We start from the raw sequence: 24,588 nt of genomic DNA, 5'->3' as shown, positions 1-24,588 counted from the left end.
AGTCGGATCGTGTCTTCCGGGACGGTGAACTCGCGCACGAGGTATTTCCCGGAATCGGCGGAGGTCACGATTCCTTCGAGAACGATCTCACGAAAGCGTTCGGGGACAGGCGCCTGTGCCTTCATACCATGCGGTAGGCTGAGACCACACACCCCTGCCAGCAGCAGAACATGACCCAGAACTTCTATTCGTCGCATATCCAGTACATGCTCACACATTCCGTCATTTACTGACGGACACTAATACAGTTCGCAAAGGCAACGGCCGCCTCGGGGGGCTGGACGGCCGCGTCGGAAATCGCGTGGAGACGACTGTCTTCCCCTTCGTCTTTGCACTCCCCGACGGTGAATCAGGGAAGAGCCGTCTCCACGCACCGATTGCCATCAACCGGGAACTCCCCGGCTAGAAGTAAAACTTCAGCGCAAACTGCATGACGCGAGGATCACCTGCCAGCGACGAAATTCGTCCCACATCACCGCTCGACCGGTTGTTTCCCGGCAGTCCGAACTGGGGCGTGTTGAAGAGGTTGAACATTTCCCAGCGGAATTCGAGCCGGCGATTCTCGCCAAAGTAATCGAAGGAGCGCGCGAGGGCGAAGTCGAAGTTCACCAGGCCGGGACCGTCGAGCGTGTTCCGCCCGCAGGTGCCGAGCCTCGCCGGTGTCGGCACGGCGTAGGCGGTGATGTCGAACCAGCGATCTACCGTGCGTTGATCCTCGGGCAGCGTTCCGTCACGCAGGCAATCGGCCAGGGCATTGGCCAGACCGCCGCGATTGCCCACGAGACTGTTATTCGCGCTGGCGAAGACGGTGAACGGGCGTCCCGACCGCAGGTTGGTCACACCGCTAATACGCCAGCCTCCAAGAATGTGAGACGCTGCTCCATCGGTCAGATATTTTTTCCCCTTGCCCAAGGGGATTTCGTAGATGTAGCTCACCACGAACCGATGGCGGTAATCAAAGTCGCTGCGTCCGCGCTGTTGCCGCAGATCACGCGCATTCTGCATGAAGCTGTTCGAGCCCCCGCTGAAGAGATGCTCCATGGCCTGGTCAATGGACTTGGAGAACGTGTAGGCCAGGTTGAAGGAGAATCCCTGGCGGAAGCGCCTCTCAATCGTCAGTTCCCCGCCGTGATAGATCGAGTTACCCATGTTCTCGCGGAACTCGATGGGCCCGAAGGCCGGGAAGGGAATAATTCCGGTCCCCGTGCCATCGCGGTTGAAGAATTGCTGATTGAGATTGCGCAATACCGACAGATGGGTTCCCTTGGTTCCCACGTAATCCACGGTTGCCACGAAATCTCCCGGCAGCAGCCACTGGAAACCGAAATTCCACTGATCCACCACCGGCATGACCGACTCGGGGTGAACCGCGCGCAATCGCACGGTTACGGGGTTGACGGCACTCGGATCGAGCGAGAGGTTGAAGCCCGTGCGCACGCGCATGTTATTGGCTGTGGTATTGGTCGTCGTGGCGGCAACGACGTTATTGACCAGCCAGGGCAGATTCAACCCCAACTGGTCTTCGCTGCCCGCCCGTTCAAACAACATAAAGAACCGACCGTAGCCGGTACGCAGCACCATGCGCGGCATAATCTGATAGGCAATGCCCAGCCGCGGGGCGTAGTTGTTTTTATCGGATTTCACCAGACTCCGGCCGAAGGGGGAATTGGCCGGCGTGAAGACCTGACCTGTCGTCAGATTCAAATTGGTCATCCGGTCGGCCCCCTCGTACGGCCAGGTGGCGAAATCGTAGCGCAGTCCGAGATTGAGCGTCAGTTTCGGCGTCACTTTCCAGTCGTCCTGGAAGAACCACGAGAACATCTTGTACCGCGCATCCACGATGGCGAGATTCGACAGTTGCGCCCCGGACGGATATCCGAGCAGAAAATCCGCCAGGCCGATGCCCGTACGCTGACCATCGAAATTCCACGTCCCGCGCAGACCCGGAACATCGAGGTAGATATTCCGCATTGGGCCGCGAATGTCCACGCCGAACTTCATCTGGTGGGCGCCGTAGGTGAGGCTGACGGTATCGAGCCATTGGAACTGGTTCGTCTTCTGGAATTTGGGAAGGAAGTCGGGAGATCCGAGTCGCGTCGTTCCGCTGGTCGTCCCGCCAATGGTCGGCGTTCCACCGCGTCCGCTGATATTGATGCCCGGCAATCCGCCGCTATAGATCGGATTGTCGGGAACGCCGCGGATCCCGAATTCGGCCAGCGTGTTCAATCCGAAGGGATCCTGCACGCCGGTTGAATCATTTCGGCCCCAGCCAATGCGGAACTCATTAACGGCCCGACTGCCGATGAGGCGATTCCAGCCGATCGCCGCCGAATGAGCCTTCATGAACAGTCGCCCGAAAGCCGACGTGCTGGTGCCGTCAATGATCCCGCCAAATGCTCCGGGAACGAACCGGAAGCGATCCGAATAAGTGTAGCGAACGAAGATCGTGTTGCGGGGATTGGGGTGCCAGTCGCCCCGCACGGTGTAACTATCGGTGTCATCCTCGATCGTCGGCACGCGAACATAGTTGTTGACGTTGAGCGGTCCCGTCGCGGGAACGATGTTAGGCAGGGGAACGAGACTGAGGATCCGCTGCGCCACCGGATCAAGACACCGTTCGGGAATTTTGTTATCGGGGAAGGGATTGCCCGCTCCCACGCAATCGCCCACGCGGTCAATGAGCTGAGCGTAGGTGGTCCGATTGGCGGCGGCTGCTGCCGCGGAGAAATCCCCCCGACGTTCGTTGGGCAGAGGAACATTGGCCAAGCGTGTCGTCCCTTTGCGGATGCGTGTGCCTTCGTAGTTGAAGAAGAAGAACGCGCGATCCTTCACAATCGGACCGCCGATGTTCCCCCCGAACTGGTTCTGGATGTGTTGTCCTTTTTTCTGTCCGGTGCGATTGAGGAAGAAATTGTTGGCGTCAAAGACGCGATTGCGGTGGAATTCGTAGATCGTGCCGTGAAAGACATTGGAGCCGCTGCGCGTCGTCACGCTGATGAGCGAGCCGGGACTGCGTCCGTTCTCGGCCGAATAGGGATTCGTGGTCACTTTGAACTCATCAATAGAGTCAACCGAGGGTCGCGCAATTTGCGTCGTCAGCTCCTGGACGTTGGTGGAAATCGAGTTGTTATCCACACCATCGAGCACGAAGTTATTTTGGAGCGAGCGGACGCCATGAACGTTGACTCCTCCGGTGCGTCCGGCGGCTGTCCCTCCGCCTTCTTCCGTGTAGCGGTCACCCTGGACACCGGCGACAAGTCCGAGCAGATCATCCCAATTGCGGATGCTCAGCGGGAGATCGAGCACCATGCGGTTTTCCACCACTTTGCCCGGCGAGGCTTCCTGGGTCACGAGCAGCGGCGTGCTCGCCTCAACGACAACGGTTTCGGCCACAGCTCCGACTTCCAGCGCGAAATCAATGCGCGCCTTTTGAGCCACCTCCAGGATCACATTGTCGCGGACGGATTTCTTGAAACCCTGAGCCTCCACCGTAATGGTGTAGGTGCCGATGGGAAGGCTGGCGAAGGTGTAATATCCCGAGGCATCAGTCGTCGTTTCCCATTCCACGTTCGTGGCCTTATTCCTGGCTTTGACCTGTGCACTTGCGACAACCGCTCCAGCGGGATCTGTGACCAGTCCCGTCAAACTGGCCGTGTGAACCTGAGCGGAGCCTACAACGCTCAGGCAACAAAGGAGAGTACCGATGCATGCTGCCGTGATGAGTTTTCTCATACGTCTTCCTCCTTATTGCAAAAAATGGTCGCTTGAAAAGTCATTCAGGCGAGGTGACCTCCCTCCTTCCTGAAGGCTGCTAGCCATCCTTCTAACGAAGGGGCCAAAGTGACATCCGGGCGGGCCACAGTAGCAGAATGGATGTTGCGCGTGCGCAAACGCCATCCAGCCGTAGGACGAGCGCGAGTTCGGGTGATCCGATGACAAGACGAGCTGCAACCGCCATCGCAAGAACTCCCCGCATGAGCACCTGCGCGACCCCGATCAATGGTCCTTCTCATGAACAACGGTGAAATCACTTTGGCCCCGTTTCAGCCAGGGCCCCCTGGGCCTCTGGCCGAAATCTCCAGAATTCAGCATCAATCGCCTTTTGAATGACGCGATGATCGTCGCAGCCAGATGAAGACGCCCAGCAACTTGACGATTCCCCGGGACGCCTTATCCGTTGATGAATCGCCGCGGTCCTGCGTGGAACTACCGGGCACCGCTGCTGACTCAAAATCCCCCTCATCGCTTCATTGCCCCGTGTGCACACGTTAAAGCGTAGCCGCCCGGGTTAAGAACAATCTGAAATCGAGCTGAAACTTTGGTTAAAAAATGCGCGACCATTCCTTCGGCCAGCGTTCGACGATGACTTTCTTTTCCGTGTAGAACTCGACAGCGTCGCGTCCCTGGCCGTGAAGAACGCCGAAAAAGCTGTCTTTCCACCCGCTGAAAGGGAAAAAAGCCATGGGAGCGGCGACGCCGATGTTGATTCCGATATTGCCCGCCATCACCTCGGAACGGAATTTGCGGGCGGCAGCTCCACTTGACGTGAAGATCGAAGCCATATTGCCGTAGGGATTGCGGTTCATCAATTCGATGGCTTCGTCCAGACCCTGAACGTGAATGAGGCTGAGTACCGGCCCGAAGATTTCCGTCGTTGCCAGATCACTTTCCGGAGGCAATCCATCGAGGATCGTCGGGGCGATGAAATTACCCCTTTCGTAAGACGGGACGACGATCCCACGGCCATCGAGCAGAAGGCGTGCACCGTGGCTGGCTCCCCGGGCGATCAGAGCCTCAATGCGCGCCTTGCTCTCTCGCGTGATGACCGGGCCCATCTGCACGCCATCTTCCAGGCCGTAGCCCACGCGGATAGATCGCGCCCGCTCGGCGATCGCCTCGGTAAACGTGCGCCGCGCTTCGGCCACCGGGAGGGCGAGAGAAACGGCCAGACAACGCTGCCCGGCGCAGCCAAAGGCACTCTCGCTGACGATCTGGGCCGCCATTTCCATATCGGCATCGGGCATGATCACGACCGGATTCTTCGCTCCTCCCTGGCATTGAACACGTTTTCCCGCGCCAGCAGCCCGGGCGTATATATAGCGTGCCACCGGAGTGGAACCCACAAAACTGACCGCCCGCACATCAGGATGATCGAGCAGGGCATCCACCGCCGCTTTCGCCCCGTGAACGAGATTGACCACGCCCGCGGGCAAGCCCGTTCGCTCCAGCAGTTCGAAGACGCGGGTGATGGCCACCGGTACCCGTTCCGACGGCTTCAGCACAAAGGTGTTTCCGCAAGCAATTGCGTAAGGAAGGAACCAGAGCGGAACCATCACGGGGAAATTGAACGGAGTCACCGCCGCCACGACGCCAATCGGTTGACGAATCATGTGCTCGTCAATTCCCGAAGCCACGTCCTCGAGATTGTATCCCTGCATGAGAGTGGGGATGCCACAGGCTACTTCCACATTTTCGATGGCCCGTCGTAATTCACCGCGGGATTCGACGAGCGTTTTTCCGTTCTCCATTGTGATAAGGCGGGCGATTTCATCAAGGTTCTCTTCGAGCAAGACCTTGAGCTTGAAGAGATATTGCACGCGTTCGACGGGCGGCGTGCGACGCCACTCCGGGAACGCGCGGGCAGCCGCCTCGACCGCCCTGCCAACATCCGCCTCGGCTCCAAGCGGAACAGCCGCCAGCACTTCACCCGTCGCCGGGTTGACGACATCGAGCGTGTCTGTCGCCATAGCCGGCAGCCATTGTCCATTGATGAAGTTTGCAAGGACATTATTGCTCGTCATGATGATTCTCCTTACCCCCCGCGGCTCCCACCGGAAGCCCGACGGGGACTCAAAAAACCCGTGCGCGTCGAGCGATTCGCCGCCGACGCCGGGAATCAGCGTGCCCCAAGGGCAAGGACCCTTTCATCGGACGCGTTCGCGTTCTGACGTCAGATAGCCCAGATGCAGGGAATTGTCCTCCAGCATCCGGGAGATGATTCTGTCGGCAAGCGCCCATTGGCCTACCAGAGGATGAACCGTGAGCGCCAGCCGCGCCAGGCCTTCATCTCGTTCGACGGCCGCCTGAATCGCCAGGCGTTCGTAAGTCTTGACGGACTGAACGAGCCCGCGCACCTTTTCCGGCAGGCGACCGACAGCCACCGGTTGCACCCCGTTCTTATCAATAAGGCAGGGTACTTCCACAACATCCGTTGGTTCCAGATCTGCGATGCTTCCGCGATTGCTGACATCCACAACGAGACGTTTCGGCTCTGATCCGACCAGTGCCGTCATCACTTCGATAGCGATCCGATGATAGCCCGTTGCGGCTTCGAAGGGGTCTTCCCCTTCACCCTCGGACACGTGGAAGGCCGACCGCCCCTCCGCTTCCAGCTTCAAATAGGAGCATGACCGACGGCGCAGATAACGACGATAGACCTCCACCGCCTTCTCCTTTTCGCCCTGAACGAATGCTGTGCGCAGTGTGGCCAGGAGATCGTCATTCAATTCAACAAGCTCGCTGGCCCGGCTTGTTCCCGCCTCCATCTGCATGTCGAATGCGCGCGAGCGAGCGTAAAAAAAGAAGAGGTATTCGCTGGGGATGAGCCCAAGCCGTCGGATGAATTCCGCGGGGAAAAGCTTTGTCGGGTAGAGCTTCTCCAGCCGCCTGTCATCGTGGAGCAAGCGGGCCATCACGTTCTCGCCGCCGACGCGCACATCCGAGACCCAGCCGAGGTGATTCAATCCGACGTAGTCACACTGAATATCACCCTCGTGCAGATCGAGCGCCTGTGCAATGCGGTGAAACAACTCCATCGGCGTGTCGCAAACGCCGATGACCCGAAGACTCGTTCGCGTGGTGATGGCCTGGGTGATGATCCCCACCGGGTTGGTGAAGTTGATGATCCAGGCCGTCGGGTTCAGCTCCTCGATGAGTTCCGCCTGGCGCAGGATGACGGGGATCGTTCGCAGGGCCATCGCCAGTCCCGCCGGCGGGATCGTTTCCTGACCGACCAGGCCGTGTTCAATGGCCAAGCGCTCATCTCGCGCCCGTGATTCCATTCCTCCCACACGGATGCTGATGACGATGAAATCCGCTTCGGTGATGGCATCCTCAAGCTGCGCGTGTCGAGTGATGCGAATGTCGGATTTCGCCTGACGAAGGATCTCTTCACCCAGAGCAGCGACGACGTTGAGTCGGTCACGATCAGGATCAAAGAGGGCGACTTCCCGGACCCCGAGAGTCTCCCGAACCTGGTCGAGACCGTAAAGCAGCAGGGGGGTCCGCAATCCACCACCGCCAATTACGGCAATTTTTCCCTTCCGATTCATGATTACCCCTTCCTCGTGAGGTGTCTCCGACCGACCGTCTCGCCTTCTCGTTGTTGCGAGGATTCGGCGAGCCCCGCGGCATCAATCTCCTCGGGTGTGGGGAAGGCCGCAATACCCCCGAGGCGGCGTGTGGAGAGTGCGCCGCAGATATTGGCCCGACGGAGACACCGCTCGGGTGATTCGCCTCCGAGCCATGCCGCCAGGAATCCCGCATCGAAACAATCACCGGCGCCCGTAGTATCAATCGGGATGACCGGATACGGCTCGACGAAATACAGCTCGTTCTGATAGAGGAGCGCGGCTCCCGCCGGGCCCCGCTTGAGTGCGACGGCAGGAAGACCGGCGCGCGCCAACGCCCGCAGTATCGCTTCGGGTTCAGATTCTCCAGTCAGACACTGAGCCTCCCGCTCGTTGGGAAAGAAAAGATCAATTTCCCGCAAGGCGTCCAGACTTCGAGGATCGCGCAGCCAGGACTCGTGCCACCCGATGTCGAGCGACACGCTACAGTCGCGGGAGTGGAAATCGCGGCTCAGGGCTACGAGCGCACCGGGATCGAGAGCGCAGGCCAGGTGAACGTGGCGTGCCCGAGCGAGACTCCGGCGCGCCTCGTCCTCGCCAAGTACCTCCGTCAGGCGGCGGTTAGCGCCGGCATAGGTGAAAAATGCGCGGTCCTCGCTCGAGGACACGCTGACGGTGAGGGCAGTGGGTTCCTCGGGATCGTGCCGGATCAGGTCTGTTTCCACGCCCTGTTGATGTAGTCGCTTGATGACCCATTCCCCATCCTCAGCCCCAACGACGGCGAGGATACCGACGCGCAATCCCAGTCGAGCCAGCCCGCAAGCGGTAATCGCCGCGCCCCCTCCGACCTCTCGAGTAAACGTCGAGGCAAAGGCCTCCTCCCCCGGTCGGGGCCAGCGGGGAAATCCGCTCATCACAAGGTCAATGAAAATATCCCCGACAGTGACGACGTCCCATTCCTTGCCCGTCATCAGTGCCATGAGACCTCCGGGACGGCTACCGGTGCGAAGGGCCATTCTTTTTGCTGGTGTGCCAGCCACAGATACGCGCCGATTCCTACCACCAGCAGGGTCAGCCCAGCGAATATGAAGGGAAGCCCGCTCGAAAGCAAAATGTATAACCATCCTCCGAGTGCAATCAGGCTCGGCAGAGGATAGAGCCACATCCGAAACGGTCGTTCGATATCCGGACGGAAACGTCGTATCATGGTGACGGCAATCACCTGGGCAATATACTGGATGATGATCTGGATCACGAGCAGTGCCTTGATGATCTCGTCGAGCGTGAACCAGCAGGCGAGCGCCGCCGTGACTCCGATCGTCACCAGGGAGAAGGACGGAAATCGCTTCGTCGGATGGACTCGGGCGAAGGGTTTGAAAAACCGCCCGTCCACTGCCGCTGCATAAGGTACGCGCGAGTATCCAAGCACGATGGCGAAGACCGACCCGAGCGACGTCCACAGGATCAGACCGGTGACGAGCTTGCCCGCCCAGGGGCCGTAAATCTTCTCGATGAAATCGGAGACGACGGAAGGACTTTGCATGGCCTCGCGCCAGGGGATGACGCCGATGATCGTGACACTCATCGTGATATAGAGTAGCGCGACGACGACAATAGCCAGCAAAATCGAGCGGGGAATCGTTCGCCCGGGATCCTTCACTTCGCCGCCGAAAAGACAGACGTTGAAGTACCCCCCGTAACTGTACATGGCGATGAGCGTAGCGCCGCCAAGACCCACGATGAAATCCTTCGACAGCCGAAAGGCATCCGGTGGAATGTCCATCACCAACCGCGGCTGAAAGTGAATGAGGCCGGAGATAACGATCCACGCCACCGTGAGCATCACGACCACCCACAGGCCCACAGCCAAACGGCCCACGCCGCGAATATCCCGATAAAGAAGGGCCGTGACGAACAGGCACAATCCGGCAGCCATGAGTTTCGTCTCCCATGGCGTCATCGTCGGCCAGAAATATTTCGTGTAGAGCGCAAACCCCACCGCACCGGAGGCAATCGAAAGCGGCGCGATAAAAATGGTCTGCCAGATATAGAGGAAGCTCATCAACCGTCCGAGTCGGTCCGGTCCGTAAGCTTGCTGGAGGTACACATAGGGGCCCCCGGAACCCGGCATGGCTGCTCCCAGCTCGGCCCAGACCAGCCCGTCGCACATGGAGATGATCGCTCCCAGAATCCAGCCGATCATCGCATGAGGGCCCCCAAGGGTCCCGATCATGATGGGAATTGTGATGAACGGACCGATTCCGATCATGTTGAGCATGTTCGCCGACGTCGCCTGAAGCAGACCCACGCCACGAACAAGCGATGTATCTTTCGCTATCGGTGTCGCTTTATCGTCCACGGTCTTCTTCCTGACGTCTTCATTCTCGATCAGAGAAAAATTTCATCGTCATTCAGTTCGGTTTGGTTTGGCGCTCGGAGGAAGAACACGCGCCCAGCTCACGGGCCCGCTTGAGTTCTTGCTCTCCCTCCGAGGTCTTACCCTGTAGGAGAAGGGCCTTTCCGAGAGCGCAGCGAAGAAGTCCATCGGTCGGCTTCACGCGAACGGCCTGCTGGAACTCCCGCACGGCGTCATCAATCAAGCCCCAACGAAGCAATGCGAGGCCGTAGTTGTAGCGAATCTCGCCGTTGAGGGGCGCCTGCCGAAGCGCTGTCTGGAAAGCCTGGCGGGCGCGGGTGCTGTCGCCCTTCTGCGCGAGAGCGATTCCAAGATAACAGTTCGCTTCGGGAGAATCAGGCCACTCCTTCAGTGCTCGTGTGAGGGAATCAATTGCCACGTCAAGCTCGCCGCGCTGAAGGTATGTCAGTCCTTCGGCGATCTCCGCCTGGGCATTTTCTCTGGCCTTCTGAAAGCGCTGCAAATCCTGAGCCCTGGCGAGAAACACGGCTCCCTCCTCTGAGCGACCGAGAGCGGAAAGCGCTCGACCGAGAGCATAAGTGGCCCGGCTGCTATTCGGATTGAGGCGAACCGCCTCACGTAAAGCTGCCACGGCTTCGGTCAAGTTCCCCCGGTCAAAATAAACCAATCCCAGTTCGGTGTAAAACGCAGGATCCTCCGGGTGCCAACCAATAGCCTGGCGGAGGTGGCGCTCGGCTCCCTCAAGATCATGGAGCTGGCGTAGTGTCTGACCGAGGTAGTAATGCGCAATCGCTAAATCGGGCTGGAGGGCCAGCGCCCGTCGAAACTGGCGGGCGGCTTCCGGAAAGCGTTGCGTCATCTGTAACGCATGGCCGTAATGGATGAGGGCCACCACTGATCGAGGATTTCGTCGCACGGCCGATCGCCACTCCGAAACGACCGCCGGCGTGTATCCCCCATAGCGGTGTTCGATCGCTTGGGCAAGATTCAGGTGGGCTCCGACGAGTCCCGGATTCAGCTCGACGGCCTTGCGAAACGCCCCGAGGGCGTCATCGAGTCTTCCCAGATGAACGAACGCCGTGCCGAGATTGTTGTAGGCTTCCGCCGACCGGGGATTCAGGCGAATCGCCTCCTGAAATTCAACAGCCGCGGCGGCGATATTGCCCGTGTGAAGATAGATGGTCCCCAAATGTGTGTGAATTTCCGGCCTGACGAATCCCAAATGCCAGGCCCGCTGCAAAAGATCAAGAGCCCGCACGAAATCAGTGGTTGATCTTCGCTCGTCAATCGCTTTCGCGGTCGTCGCTCGTTTGAGATACGTCTGGCCGAGGTTGTAAAGGGTTTCTCGATCGTCCGCCTTCAATCGCAATGCCGTTTCCAGTTCAACAATCGCTTCGTCCAGCTCTCCGGCCTCACCCAGCGCAATGCCCAGTGCGTGATGGGCTTCGGCAGAATCCGGCGTCTTACGCACTGCCGCTCGGAGAGAATCAAGAGACGCCGCGCCGCCTGGTCTTCGGGCTGCCCGTGCGCCAGAACGTTCACGGGAGAAAGCCTCGTTTCCCCGTTGTGACTGAACGACAGGTGGTCTCCCTTCCGCATGAGTGGTGAGCGGTTTCTCCAGCGGAACCAAGACGGCCAGACCGACCATCACACAGGTCGCCAGGTTGAAATGGAGAAGGAATCGCGCATCTGACATCCCCTCTGATGACAGGCATGAAGTCAAGATGTCGCGTCCTCCTCCTCTCTTCCGGCTAGGTGGAGGACCTCCAGGAGCCGACGTTGTTCCGATGATTTTCACGATACTTACTCGACCTATGACTTTTGCCGCTGCACCCGATTCAGGCTGATCATATTGGCGAATAAACGATAGGCTCCGGCGACCCCTGCGGGCAATTGCCGATAGAATGCGTAGGCCGCATAGGTGTAGGTGCCACGCCCATACCGAGCCTGGACGAATCCTCCTCGTTGCGGCTCCTGGCCCCGATCGTTGCACACCAGCAACGGCTTATACCGTTCATCCCACTCCGACAGAAACTTCGATCCGCGCTCCTCGACCCAGCCCTCGAAATCGCGCGCCGTGATTTTATTCGGCGCGTTGAAGATGGGGTTCGCGGGATCGAGGATGGTTACCGGAGCATCCTCTTCGGAGACCTCTTCGGCGCGTGGCCCGAGCTTGTAGGGGAATGGTCCAAACGGCGCGGCATCGAACTCCTGCGTCTGGTACTGAACGATGAGGTTGCCGCCCCGCTCGACGTAATCGAGGAGTCGGCGATTATAGGCCTTCAGATCATCGCGCACGGCGTAGGCGCGAATGCCGATGATGATCGCGTCGAACTGGTCGAGAGCAGCCGTAGCCAGTTCCTGCTCGCCGAGCATCTCGACTTTCACCCCGATCTGTTCCAGAGACTCAGGGACTTTATCTCCGACGCCCATGATGTAGCCGATCCGAAGACCGGGAGCGACCTTCACGTCAACTGCGCGAAGTTCGGCCTTGGCCGGGCGATACAGATGGCGGGGTTCGAGATCACGATGCACAATGACCTGATAGCCTTCCGTATATTCTTTGCCTTTGTATTCGCCCACCGCCTCGACCGTGTAACTTTTTCCCGCTTCCGTGCGGGGGATCGAGAGACGGAATGTCACAGCCTGGATCTCCCCTTCGTGTGTGAACGCCACCGGAGCTTCTGCCGGCGACGCTGTCCATCCCTCGGGCAGTCGCAGCCGAACCTTTGCCTGGGCGGCTCCCTTGACGTTGTTGAGGATTTCCACGCGGACGGTGTAGGTTCGAGTGCCAAGGGGAATGACCCCGATGCGTGGCGAGATCGTTACGCTCATGGGCGGAGCGACAACGAGCAGGCGACGTTGTTCCCCCCATGGACGGTCCATGTAGACCGTCTGTGCCGGTCGCTCGAGAGAGACTGCGACACCATCAATCCGGTAGCGAAAGACGCCCATTACATCCGGGGGCGCATAGGGAAGATTCAGGTATTCCGGCTTGTGGATGGTGTAAACGGCATCATGGTACTCCGATTCGCGCGACCAGTAAGGTCGGGTGTATTCGGCATTGTCCGGCACGGTCAGCTCAAACTGAGTGCGTGCCTGACCGTTGTAGCCAAGAGGCCCGATCTCCTCCCGCCGTTTGCTCACGCGCCAACCGGGCGGCGTGCGCAGGGTCATTTCCACAGGTTCAATCTGCACGTGGCTGCGGTTGACGACCGTCGCAGTCAGCGTGAACTGTTGTCCCGGGATTGCCACGGCGAACGTCTCGCGCGGCTGGAAAAAGGGGTTCTCTTCGGCTGAGACTGTCGGATCTACGAGCACCTCCATTGCCAGACCCAGGGCTTTATTGATGGCATCCACAAATTCGTTCTCTTTGTTGCCCAGCCGGAAAAGGAGTTCATCTTTAGCCGTGGCATCGAGGGACGAGTGTCGCACTTTCTCAATGATCGCGCGGGTCTTCCTCAACCCGGCAGTGAGAAACGGGACGACGCCTTCGGGCCGGCGGGCATCGAAGCTGCCGAGTGCTGATTCAACCAGATCCTGAAGCTCGGCCAGGTCGGTTGTCAGATCGAGCGTCGGACGGGCCAGTCGAGCCAGGCCCACGAGCGTTGTGTCCAGCCCATCAAAGAGGCTCGTTTCGCTCTCGCCCGAAGGGATTGTGCTGGCGATGAGCCGCAGAAATGAAAAACCCGAACCCGGCGGCACCCGCGTTGATCCGGCTCCCTGAGATCGCTGGTGACTCAGACCTTCTCGTGCGATCTCCCGGTAGGACCGACCGAGCAGGGGGTCATAGGTGCCCGTATCAATCCGCAGAACGCGCGCGTCCGATTGAGCGGCCTGACCGCCCCGGCGCAACGAGAACGGCGCCGTGTACAGCTTCTTCACCTGCCAGGGACGAAGTCCTTCGCGGAAGTGTTCAGGAAAACGATTGGGATCGGCCGCCGCGCGAAATCCTTCCTGGCTCATGACGCCAGCCGTCTGGTGATTGCCGTGACCATCCTGCGCGTTGCCCTGAAAGCGAGAGATGATGATGTCCGGACGATAGAGACGAATCACGCGCACGACATCGCGCAGCACCGTCTCGCGCCCCCACTTCTCCAGGGTTTCGTCCAGCCGCTTGGAGAAGCCAAAATCAACAACACGGGTGAAAAACTGGTCCACTCCGTAGTAGCGACCGGCGGCCAGAAGCTCCTCGGTGCGGACAATGCCCAGAGCGTCGAAGAGTTCCGGTCCGATCAGATTCGCGCCCCCTTCTCCGCGATTGAGCGTGAGAAGCCCCGTTCGCACGCCCTGGCCCCGACTGAGCCAGGCTAGCAGCGCCCCATCTTCGTCATCCGGGTGGGCCGTCACGTGAAGGACGGTGACCGTCGTGCGCAGCCGTTTGAGCGCCTGCCAGACAGCCGCCGCATTCTGATTTTCGATGACCTCCCGAACCTGAGCCCGCGTGTCACGCACCCAGAGCTGGGGATAGAGAAGACCAAGGGCAAGAAGACTACTTGCGAATTTCTTCATCGTAGTTTCCTCCTTCCGGTCAGGAGCACCCGACGTCCGTGCCCGACGGTCGCCGCCGCTCCTTCGGGCGATCCTTCGCTCGTCCGGTGTTATGGAACTGTACAGGAGTGTGAGGCAGGTGGTGTCCCGCCCCTTTTCCGACAGTGTTGAGGGCAGACGCCCCCCAACACTGCCCGACCCTTCTGCACAGTCGCTCAGAAATACAGCTTTAACCCCAGTTGAATCTCGCGTGCCGCCCGTTCCGGATTCCGCAAACTGGTCGTGCGCCCGAAGTTTCCGCTGGCCACATTCGTGTCCGGTCCGGCGAACTGCGGCGTGTTGGTGAGGTTGAAGAACTCGACGCGGAATTCCAGGTAATGCGTCTCGGTGAAGCGAATCTTCTTGAACAGTGAGGCATCCCAGTTGTTGAAGGCCCAGGAGCTGATCGTTCCCACCCCGCAGTTGCCGAAGGTGAAGGGAGCGGGTTGAGCGAATGCGTTCCGGTCGAAGAAGCTGGCGAGCGTCGGCTTAAATCCCGGCGGCCGCGCCGGTCCGATGCAGTTGGCACGCGATTGATGGCCGCCGCCCGTATTGCTGCGGTCCGGAGCCGTGATGGTCAAGGGCGCACCGCTGGTTGAGCTGATGATCCCGTTCAGTTGCCAGTCACCGAGAATCTTGGCCAGCACGCCCTGATTCAGATACGGCTGCCGGGGTCCGAAGGGCAACTCCCACACGAAGTTCAGCACGAACCGGTGTCTCTGGTCAAAGACCATCCGTCCGTAGTCCGCCCGCAAGTCATGGGCGTTCTGCGGCGTCACGGGGAATCCCCCGCTGAGACCTGCCGAGAGATTGTCCATGACATTGCCCAGAGCCTTCCCCAACGTGTAGGCCGCGTTGAAGGCGAAGCCCCGCGACAGTCGCTTGTTGACGGTCACCTGGAGGGAGTTGTAATTTCCCGTTCCGTCCGTCCCCAGCCACTGAATGAATGCGCAGGGCAACTGCCCGGGCGTCGTGCAGAAGTTCGGATAGGGAATGACCACCGGTCCCACTCCCGGAGTCACGATGCGCCCCTGATTGAGGTTCCGCAGTTTGCGAATCTTTCGACTGTAGTTGCCGACGAATGACACATCAACGGACAGGTCCTTGGCGATGAGAAATTGGGGTCCGAAGCTCACCTGCTGCGAATACGGCGACCGCTCGTTGAAATCCCGCGTGCGAAGCTGAAGCCGCGTCACATCAACGGTCGTCGGGGAGGGGAGAAATCCATCCCGCAGTTGAAGCAGCGGAGGAGCATTGGCCGCCGTCGTGATGCTCACATCAATCACGTGGGGAGGATTCAACTGGAGGATGCTTTCGCTCCCGATGCGATCCATGACCTGGTAGAAGATGCCGAAGCCTCCGCGCAATACGATGCGGTCCGTGGGCGTGTAGGCGAAACCGAGGCGCGGCGCAAAATTATTTCGGTCGGGCCGTACCAGCGCCCGCTCGAATATGCCGTCCCCCGTGATCTTTTGGATCGGGGGGAAGGGGTTGGGTGCCGTCGTAATCAGGCGTCCTCCGCCGGATGGATCGAAATTGGTGGTGAAGCGATTTCGTTCAAGAAATGGCGTGAAATACTCGTAGCGCACGCCATAGGTCAGCGTGAAGTTCGGTCGGACCCGCCACTCATCCTGAACGTACCACATATATCCGTCAATATAGTTGTGGATGACGAGCGGCGTTGTCGTTTGCTGGAAGTTGATGTTGCCGAGAAGGAGATTGGCGAATCCGTCCCCTACATAGAACGTCGGCGTCGCCAGTTCCCCATGAGGGGCACGCACATCGAGGAAGTTGTTCACCAGCCGCTTGTACTCGAAGCCCATCTTGTAGGAGTGGGAGCCGCGGATGTAGGAGAGGTTATCGAGCACCTGGTAGACTTGCGACACCTGAAACTGCGGTCGCCAGCCCGATGTGCCCAGAGCACTGTAACCGGCCACGCGAATCCAGGGCAGCCCGTAGACGAACTCGTTATTGGGGGCGTTCTTCAGGCCGAATTCTGCCGCCACACTCCCTTTCGGTGCCAGCGGTTCGGACACGCTCTTGATGCGATTGAAGCCCAGTCGGAGATCATTGAGCAGATTGTGCCGGAAGGCATGATCCCAGGTGAGAGCTAAGACCTGACCCCGAACCTGACTGTTAGCGCTGAATCCACCCGTCGCCAGAGGGTTGGGAAACGGTCCGCGTTCGATCAACGCCCGCTCATCGAAGAAATCATACACACCGAAGATCGTGTCCTTATCGCTGAGCCGGTGATCCAGTCGCACATCAAACGAATCGTTGTTGGTGGGAATATTCGGGGCAAAGATGAAGGTGAAGGGCGAAATCCCGGGCGCATTCGGCAGGGGATAGAGACTGGCGAGTTTCACTCCTACTGGATCGGCGCAGGGAAGCCCATCGGTGCGCGTCGCATTCAGATTGAGCCGATTGGGCGGCGTCACGCAGGGCGCTTGCACGGCCAGAAAAGAGGGCGGAGCCGTCAGGACCGGTCGGGCGCTGAAATCTCCCTGTCGCATCGCCGCTGTGGGGACCGTCCCCGTGAGCGTGATCTGCTTGCGCTGCCGCAGCGCCTGATAGTCGGCGAACCAGAACGTCCGATCCTTGATGATCGGTCCGCCGATGGCAAATCCCGCCTGATTGCGCAGGAACTCGCCTTTCTTCAGACCCGCAGCGTTGGCGAAGAAATCATTGGCGTCGAGATTATCGTTTCGATGGAACCACCAGGCGGAGCCGTGGACATCGTTACTGCCGGACCGAATCTCCGCATTGATCACCGCTCCCTGGAACCACCCGAACTCCGCCGAGTAGGTCCGCGTTTGCACGCGAAACTCGCGCAGGGCATCGGGTGGTGGTTGTGCCACCTGCGGGCTGCGCTCTTGGGCATTGGTCGAGAAGGAATTGTTGTCCACCCCGTTCAAGGCAAAATAATTCTGAAGCGAGAAGTTTCCGTTGACGTTGAGTCGCGCCTCGCGGGGATTGCCCGTTCCGGGAGCCGGAATCGCTCCCGCCGCCAGTAAGATCAAATCGGAGTAGCGACGGCCATCAAGCGGCAGATCAACAATGCGCCGTTGCTCGACCACAGCTCCCACATCGGCGCTCTGGGTCTGAAGAATGGGAACGCTTTCCGTCACCACGATCTCATCGGTGATGCGCCCCGGTTGCAAACTGAAATCAACCTGCAATCGCTCCTGCACGTGCAGCTCGACGCGGGAGCGAACGGCCGTTTGGAACCCCTGCGCCTGCACACGAATCTCGTAGGGTCCCACCCGGAGAGCCGGCGTGATGAAATTCCCATTAGCATCGGTCACCACCTTGATCGTCGTGCGCAATTCGAGGTGGGTGACGGTGACTTCCGCATTCGGGATCACCGCGCCGGATGGATCAGTCACCGTCCCGACGATGACCCCGGTGTTAATTTGAGCCAGTGCGGTCGCGCTTCCGACCACAAGCGCCAACAGCACGGCCAGAAGGCGAAGACCTCTCCCACGTCGAGTGGATTGCTCAAGCGTCGTGATCATAATCCCCCTCCTTAGTTCAAGATGTTCGAGACTATCAGGGCGACTCCGCTGCCAAAGCAGCGGGCAATAATCGGCCACCCTGAAAATCTCAGGGACACACGGTTCGACCAAATGACGTAGAGATCAGGCCCATTGTATCTACCAGCTCCCGGGATGGGTTGGTTTCTTGATCCACTCCTCGATAAGAGTCGAAAGCTTCTCGACAGCCAGAGCGACTAACTTTTCTCCCTTTTCGCGGGAGATTTCGCTGAGTTTGCCGGAGTATCCGGGCCAGTTCTCGGCCTGGCTCTTCTCCAGGTAGAAGGGGACTCCTTCGATGAGCGGCGTTAGCGCCGGGAGATCAGGCCCCTTTCCGGCCTCGACGCTCGCGGGCGCAAACACCGCCGCCACCGAAAGCTCCAGCGGGCCACCGTGACCGTGACCTCCGTTTCCCGAAGTGAAGAGGCGGAGACTTTCAACAAGCGGCGTCGGCAACGTCTCCCACCAGTTCACCAGCATCATCTGGCTCTCGCGAATATCCGCAGTCACCTGTGACATGGCCATTCGCGCCGGGCCGATGTTGCCGTCGTGTCCGTTGAGCAAAAAAACGCGACGGAATCCGTTGGCGACGATCCCTCGAAGAATGTCGGCGAGGTACATCGTCATCACCTCGGGACGGATCGAGACGCTTCCGCGAAATTGTGCCGTATGAGCAGGGCAGTGAGAGAACATGACGACAGGAAAGACGGACGCCTTCACCCGAGGAGCCACGCGCTCGGCTAGACCTGCGGCAATGATGCTGTCGGTCATCGGCGGACCACTCGGTCCGTGGTACTCGATGCTGCCCAGAGGCAGCAGCGCGAGTTGGGACTCTCGAACATGCTCGTCGAGGCGGTAGCCGGTGATCCGCACAAACTCGCGCTCGGGCTCTGTCGCCCGTTGTTCCGGTTGACGAGCCTCCGGTCGGCGACGTGCGGGGATTCCCCCCAGCATCATCGCCGGAAGCGCGATCAGTGATGCCACGGTCCGCCGCCGACTTTCGACGACCTCTTTATTCATGGCGATCCTCTCTTCAAGAGCCGATGGCCCTCATGCTCCATCAGCCGGTTGCATCCTCTCCGCTGGCAACGGCAAAGTCGTTTATAAAAGCCCCGAAACGCCGTGGCCGTCTCCCCCCCGCTTTAGAAGAAAAACCGCTCTTTGGTCACGGCTTTTTCGTAGGCATCGCGGGCCCGCTGCACGGACTCCATTTCGGAGACTTCAGCCACGGGAACATCCCACCAGGATTCATAGGCCGGCACACGCACCTCTTTATCTACTTCCACCACGATGACCGTAGTTCGGTCACATCCACGAGCTTCTTCGAGCGCCCGCTGGAGGTCTTCCCGGGTCGTAGCGCGGATGGCGTGTGCGCCCAAGCTCGATGCGTTGGCAACAAAATCAACGGGCACCGGATCCCCCTCAAGCATTCCCGTCTCGGGATGACGGCAGCGATAATCCGTGCCAAATCCTCCGGAGCCGAGCGCCTGTGATAATCCGCCGATACTGCTGAAACCGTGATTGTCCAGAACGATGATGGTGAGCTTGATGTTCTCCTGAATCGCTGTGGCAATCTCCGAGGACATCATGAGGTACGATCCATCGCCGACCATCACATAGACCTCTCGTGACGGATCGGCCATTTTCACCCCCAACCCGCCAGCGATCTCGTAGCCCATGCAGGAGTAGCCGTACTCGAGGTGATACCCTTTGGGATCGCGCGTGCGCCACAGTTTGTGCAGATCGCCGGGCAAGCTCCCGGCCGCGCAGACAACGACATCACGTGGCTGGCAGAAACGATTGACGATTCCGATGACCTCGCTCTGCGCCATCGGCGGTCCATGATGCAGATCAAAGAGCCTCTCGACTTCCGCCTCCCACTCCTGTTTGTACCGGGCGATACGCGCGGCGTAGTCGCCTGACACATGATAATCGGTCAAGGCTGCGGTCAGCTCCTGAAGCGTCAATCGGGCATCGGCCACAAGCGGCAAGGCCGCGTGCTTGTGCGCATCCCACTCGGCGACATTGATGGCGATAAATCTCACCCGGGGATTTTGAAATGCCGTCTTGGACGCCGTGGCAAAATCTCCCAGCCGGGTTCCTACAGCGATGACCAGATCGGCTTCGCGCGCGAGAATGTTCGCCCCCGGAGTCCCCGTGACACCAATGGCGCCGAGGTTCTGCGGATGATCGAAGGGGAGGGAACCTTTGCCGGCCTGCGTTTCGGCCACCGGGATACCCGTGCGCTCGACAAGTTGGGCCAGTTCCGCGGTCGCCTCGCTGTAGATGACCCCGCCTCCGGCAATGATCAGAGGTTGTTTCGATTCTCGAATCCAGCCGACGCTACGGCACAAGCGCTCGCGATCGGCCGGTGGTCGGGGGATATGCCAGACTCGCTTTTCAAACAGCGATTCCGGATAGTCCCAGGCCTCAGCTTGAACATCCTGCGGCAGGGCCAGCGTCACGGCTCCCGTCTCCGCCGGTGAGGTGAGCACCCGCATTGCCTCCATCAATGCGAAAGGGAGCTGATCCGGCCGATTGATCCGATCCCAGTAGCGAGAGACCGGACGCAGCGCATCGTTGACCGAAACATCCTGACTGTGCTCCCATTCGAGCTGTTGGAGAACCGGCGCCACTTGTCGCCGGGCGAAGATATCGCCCGGTAACAGCAACACAGGAAGCCGATTGATCGTGGCTGTCGCCGCTCCCGTAACCATGTTGGTTGCTCCCGGCCCGATTGAAGACGTACAGGCGAATGTCCGCAACCGATTGTTCATCTTGGCAAAAGCCACAGCAATATGAACCATCGCCTGTTCGTTTCGGGGCAAATAGAAACGAAACTCGGGATATTGCTGGAGCGCCTGGCCGATGCCGGCAACGTTGCCGTGGCCGAAAATCCCCCACATGCCGGCGAAGAAGGGAATCTCACGACCATCGCGCTGCACATATTGGTTCTTGAGAAACGCCACGAGCGCCTGGGCCATCGTCAGCCGTCGCGTCTTCATCCTGGTTTGCCTCCTCTAGAATCCTCCACGTTCGGCGATGAACGCCAGCGCTTCGTGCTCATACGGCATGAAGTTGGCGCAGCCGTGCCGGGTGACGACGATTGCCCCGCAGGCATTACCCATGCGGGCGGCACGATACCAGTCCCATCCCTTGAGATACCCGTAGAGAAACCCACTGGCGAAGGCATCTCCCGCACCGAGGACATTGACCACCTCGACAGGAAAGGGAGGAGCGACGATGGTTTCCTCGTTGGGGAGATGAACGCTCGCTCCGTCGAGGCCACGCTTGACGATCACCGCCGTCGGGCCAAATCCGAGCAAAAGGGCTATCGCTTCCTCCAGATCCCCCTCCACCCGAAACTCAGAAACCTGCGACTCCGCGATGCGAAGTCGGCCCGGGTCCCTCACGGCAACGGCCTTCATTTCATTGACCGTTCCGCAGACGATATCCACAAGCGGAAGAATCGCTCGAATCGTGACACCATAGGCCCGGATGTCATGCCACTGATCGGGGCGACAATCGAGGTCCAGAAATACGGTGGCCTGATGTGCCCGCGCGCGTTCGGCAGCAAAGAAGGTTGCGCTCCGACTGGGCTCACGGCTCAGGCCCGTCCCCGTAATGACGAGAACGCGACTGTGAGCCACGGGGGCTGATTCGACGTCGTCAATGGTGAGTTCGATGTCGGCGCAGTTGTCTCGATAGAAAACGAGTGGGAAACGGTCCGGAGGTTCGATACCCAGTACCACGGCGCTTGTGCGACGTCCGGGCTTTCGGGGAATGAACCGAGTTTCGACGCCTTCGCTCTCCAGGAAGTGGAGGATAAAATCCCCCACGGGATCGTTGCCGACCGCCGTCAGAAGGGCCGATCGCAATCCCAGCCGCCGCGTCCCCACACTGATATTGGTCGGGCAGCCACCGACATAGGCCGCAAAACCCCGGATGGCAACAAACGGCGCGCCAATGTCCTGAGAATAGAGGTCTATTGAACTGCGCCCCATGGCGAGGATGTCATAGGTGCGATCGGACATTAAAGCTCCTTCAAAAGATGGCACGGGTTAAAACTTTTTCTCATGATCGGTCGCTTTCCGTTTGCGAGCATCCCCGTTGGCGATCCTGTGCGCGTGTCAGCTTTACTGCCGGAGTTCTTCTCACCTCACCAGCGGCACGCGTGGGTCCTTTTCCTTCCACGTCTGGCGAACCCAGGCGTAGTCGGGATCGTCTGACGCCGCCATTGATCGGGCGCTGCCCGCCAGAGCATTGAGGTAGTAGACATCATAGCCGTGCGCAGCCACAACCGGATGATACCCCTCGGGAATCAGGACCACTTCGCCGTCACGAACCGTGAGCGTGAGATCGAGGCGACGATCAGAAGTGTAAACCTTCTGGATAGCATAGCCTTCCGGCCGATGGATTCGATAGTAGTAGATTTCCTCCAGGTCAACTTCATAAGGAGGGTTATGCACGTCGTGTTTGTGCGGCGGATAGCTCGACCAGTTACCGCTGGGCGTGTAGACCTCCACGATGAGCAGCCGGTCGGCCGGGAATTCAGGGGTGATGATGTGATTGATCTGACGAGTTGCATTGCCACCGCCGCGGACTTCAACTTCGACGTCGTCAGGTCGGATGAGCCGCGCGGGATAGCGCTCCCGGGCCCGACAGAAACAAAACGCGATTTCCGACGACGACTCAGCGGTAAGGGTGAAAGAAGTCTTAACGGGCAGGTAGAGGGCAAAGGGTAATCCATCAAAGACGTGTGCGCGACCACCGATATGGCTCCATGAGCCCGCGTTCGATTCGACGGAACACCGACCGCCGAGGACAACCAGGCCGAGTTCACACTCCCCCGTGTCACCCTCGTAGCACTGGCCGGGCGCGAAGCGGTGAACTCGGAAGCTCAGAAAGTCAAATCCCACTGACTCGGCCGTGAAGGAGAGTAACTCTCCCTGGTCCGTGGGATGCGTTCTCGGTCTCAGGATGAGATCGCGCATGAGTCAGCCTCGCTCGGAATGTGAAGCGGGTGATCGTGGAGGTGCTGTTGATTCTCGAACGATCAACTCGCCTTTGACCTGAATGTGCGTTGCGGAATTTTCTCCCGCCAGAAGCTTGAGTAAAACTTCTGTCGCCATTCGTCCCATCTGCCGTTTGGGCTGCCGAATCGTTGTGAGCGGCGGATTAGTGTAGGACGCGATGAAGAGGTCATCAAAGCCCACCAGGGAAATATCATCGGGGACCCGTAGTCCCCTGCTGCGAATGACGCGCAACGCTCCCAGCGCTGACATATCGTTGTAGCAAAAGACGGCCGTCGGGGGTTCGGGCAGCGCAAGCAATTTTTCCATCGCCGCCATTCCTCCCTCGGGTTTGCCATCCCCGTGGGCGATGAGTTCCGGGAGAAAATCGAGCCCGGCCATTTCCAGGGCCTGGCGATAACCGGCGAACCGTTCCGTATCCGACTGGTACCCGTACTGGTCTCCAATGTAGGCGATTCGCCGATGGCCCAGCCGAATGAGGTGCTCGGTTGCCTCCCGGCTGGCAGTGATGTTGTCAATGAGGACGGAGTGAACGAACTCATCCGGATGTTGGTTGTTAATGAGCACGATGGGAACCTTCATCTCGCTGAGGACGGGCAGATAGAGCGCCCCCACGCGGGAGGCCGTCACCAGGATGCCATCAACGCGCCGTTCGTGAAACGAGTGAACGACCTTGATCTCGCGGGCGGGATCGGCGTTGGAATTAGCGAGGAAGACCGAGTACCCGTGATCGTTGGCGACTTCTTCGATGCCGCTGACGACTTCGGCGATGAACGGGTCGGCGATGGTGGTGACAACGACGCCAATCGTCTTGGTGCGCTGAGTGACAAGGCTGCGAGCGACGGCACTGGGGCGATAGCCCATTTCATGGGCGATGCGGCGGATGCGTTCGGCCGTTTCGCGGCTGACCAGATGGCTATTACGCAGAGCCCGGGAGACGGTCGAGTGGGAGACATTAGCCGCGCGCGCGATATCCTTGATCGAGACCCCCGCCATTGTCCTGCACACGTGTGCAGCGAGGGGGACTTTTACATCGCCGGTTAGTGCCCCCTCGCTGCCTGAGTGTAACGATCAGCCGTTGCCGAAGAGCACGTCCCTTCTCCCCATCAGATGAGATTACTTCCTGCTCTCCCTCACCTGATGACGTTGCTCTTCGGGCGCTATCTTACCCACCTTGCTGCCATTGTCAAGTTAAATTTTGCACACGTGGGCAGAACCCCCTTCCTCCCTCCGGCTCGAAACCTCCCACCGGGACCGGTCAGGGGACCCTTCAGAGCTACCTCCGGCACCGGTTACTCACTGCGCAGAGCTTCCACAGGATCGAGCCGCGCGGCCCGGATGGCCGGAATCATCCCGGCAACCACACCGACCGAGATCAGGATTGCGCTCGAAACCACCAGAGCAGAGTAGGAAATCCCCAGCCTGATGTCTCCGATGCCTGAGGTGTCCTTGAAGATCGGACCAAGCAAGGGCAGTTGACCAATGAGGCGGGCCAGCAGAGCAGCCACGAGAAAGCCGACGACTCCGCCGATAAGAGTCAATGCCAGCCCTTCGAGCAAAAACTGCACGAGGATATGATGTCGCCGCGCGCCCAGCGATTTCAGCACGCCGATCTCTCGCGTGCGTTCGGTCACCGACACGAGCATGATGTTCATGACGCCGACGGCTCCAATACTCAACGTGAGCGTCCCGATGACGGCGAGGATGATTTTCAACCCTAATCCCAGATTTGTGATGATCGCGCCCAACTCGTTCCAGTCAACGAT

15 protein-coding genes are annotated in these 24,588 nt (G+C 59.5%); all 15 read right to left on the bottom strand.

Annotated features, from left to right (window positions below; genetic code table 11):
• A partial coding sequence (locus tag VNM72_10495) for a hypothetical protein (protein ID HXF05828.1) occupies positions 1–197 on the bottom strand: 197 nt, incomplete at its 3' end.
• A gap of 205 nt (positions 198–402) precedes the next feature.
• Entirely contained in the window at positions 403–3,732 is a 3,330-nt protein-coding gene (locus VNM72_10490) for a TonB-dependent receptor (protein ID HXF05827.1), read from the bottom strand.
• A 590-nt stretch (positions 3,733–4,322) separates the two neighbouring features.
• Entirely contained in the window at positions 4,323–5,801 is a 1,479-nt protein-coding gene (locus tag VNM72_10485; GenBank protein ID HXF05826.1) for a CoA-acylating methylmalonate-semialdehyde dehydrogenase, read from the bottom strand.
• A gap of 123 nt (positions 5,802–5,924) precedes the next feature.
• Positions 5,925–7,331: a 6-phospho-beta-glucosidase gene (locus VNM72_10480; GenBank protein ID HXF05825.1), complete on the bottom strand. Its 1,407-nt coding sequence runs from the start codon at positions 7,329–7,331 to the stop codon at positions 5,925–5,927.
• 2 nt (positions 7,332–7,333) lie between these two features.
• On the bottom strand, positions 7,334–8,329 hold the full coding sequence (locus tag VNM72_10475; GenBank protein ID HXF05824.1) for a carbohydrate kinase family protein: 996 nt from the start codon (positions 8,327–8,329) through the stop codon (positions 7,334–7,336).
• Entirely contained in the window at positions 8,320–9,708 is a 1,389-nt protein-coding gene (locus VNM72_10470; protein ID HXF05823.1) for an amino acid permease, read from the bottom strand. Before VNM72_10470 ends, VNM72_10475 begins: the two co-directional genes overlap by 10 nt.
• A 52-nt stretch (positions 9,709–9,760) precedes the next feature.
• Complete coding sequence (locus tag VNM72_10465) at positions 9,761–11,422, bottom strand: tetratricopeptide repeat protein (GenBank protein HXF05822.1); 1,662 nt, start codon at positions 11,420–11,422, stop codon at positions 9,761–9,763.
• Between the two features lie 116 nt (positions 11,423–11,538).
• Positions 11,539–14,238 carry an NEW3 domain-containing protein gene (locus VNM72_10460; protein HXF05821.1) on the bottom strand — a complete coding sequence of 900 codons (2,700 nt, stop codon included), beginning with the start codon at positions 14,236–14,238 and terminating at the stop codon, positions 11,539–11,541.
• A 194-nt stretch (positions 14,239–14,432) separates the two neighbouring features.
• On the bottom strand, positions 14,433–17,771 hold the full coding sequence (locus VNM72_10455) for a TonB-dependent receptor (GenBank protein HXF05820.1): 3,339 nt from the start codon (positions 17,769–17,771) through the stop codon (positions 14,433–14,435).
• Between the two features lie 138 nt (positions 17,772–17,909).
• The gene (locus VNM72_10450) at positions 17,910–18,809 is read right to left on the bottom strand and encodes a creatininase family protein (protein ID HXF05819.1); all 900 of its coding nucleotides are present in this window, start codon (positions 18,807–18,809) and stop codon (positions 17,910–17,912) included.
• A 122-nt stretch (positions 18,810–18,931) separates the two neighbouring features.
• Positions 18,932–20,794 carry a 3D-(3,5/4)-trihydroxycyclohexane-1,2-dione acylhydrolase (decyclizing) gene (gene iolD, locus VNM72_10445; protein HXF05818.1) on the bottom strand — a complete coding sequence of 621 codons (1,863 nt, stop codon included), beginning with the start codon at positions 20,792–20,794 and terminating at the stop codon, positions 18,932–18,934.
• 15 nt (positions 20,795–20,809) lie between these two features.
• The gene (gene iolC, locus VNM72_10440) at positions 20,810–21,823 is read right to left on the bottom strand and encodes a 5-dehydro-2-deoxygluconokinase (protein HXF05817.1); all 1,014 of its coding nucleotides are present in this window, start codon (positions 21,821–21,823) and stop codon (positions 20,810–20,812) included.
• A 120-nt stretch (positions 21,824–21,943) separates the two neighbouring features.
• Positions 21,944–22,783 carry a 5-deoxy-glucuronate isomerase gene (gene iolB, locus VNM72_10435; GenBank protein HXF05816.1) on the bottom strand — a complete coding sequence of 280 codons (840 nt, stop codon included), beginning with the start codon at positions 22,781–22,783 and terminating at the stop codon, positions 21,944–21,946.
• A 3-nt stretch (positions 22,784–22,786) separates the two neighbouring features.
• Complete coding sequence (locus VNM72_10430; protein HXF05815.1) at positions 22,787–23,818, bottom strand: LacI family DNA-binding transcriptional regulator; 1,032 nt, start codon at positions 23,816–23,818, stop codon at positions 22,787–22,789.
• Positions 23,819–24,114: 296 nt separating this feature from the next.
• Positions 24,115–24,588, bottom strand: a 474-nt coding sequence (locus tag VNM72_10425) for an FtsX-like permease family protein (GenBank protein HXF05814.1), incomplete at its 5' end; no start/stop codon positions are given.

Source organism: Blastocatellia bacterium, from assembly GCA_035573895.1.
Taxonomy (GTDB): Bacteria; Acidobacteriota; Blastocatellia; order HR10; family HR10; genus DATLZR01.
The sequence above is the reverse complement of the archived record's forward strand: the minus strand, read 5'-3'. Positions and strand labels throughout refer to the sequence as shown.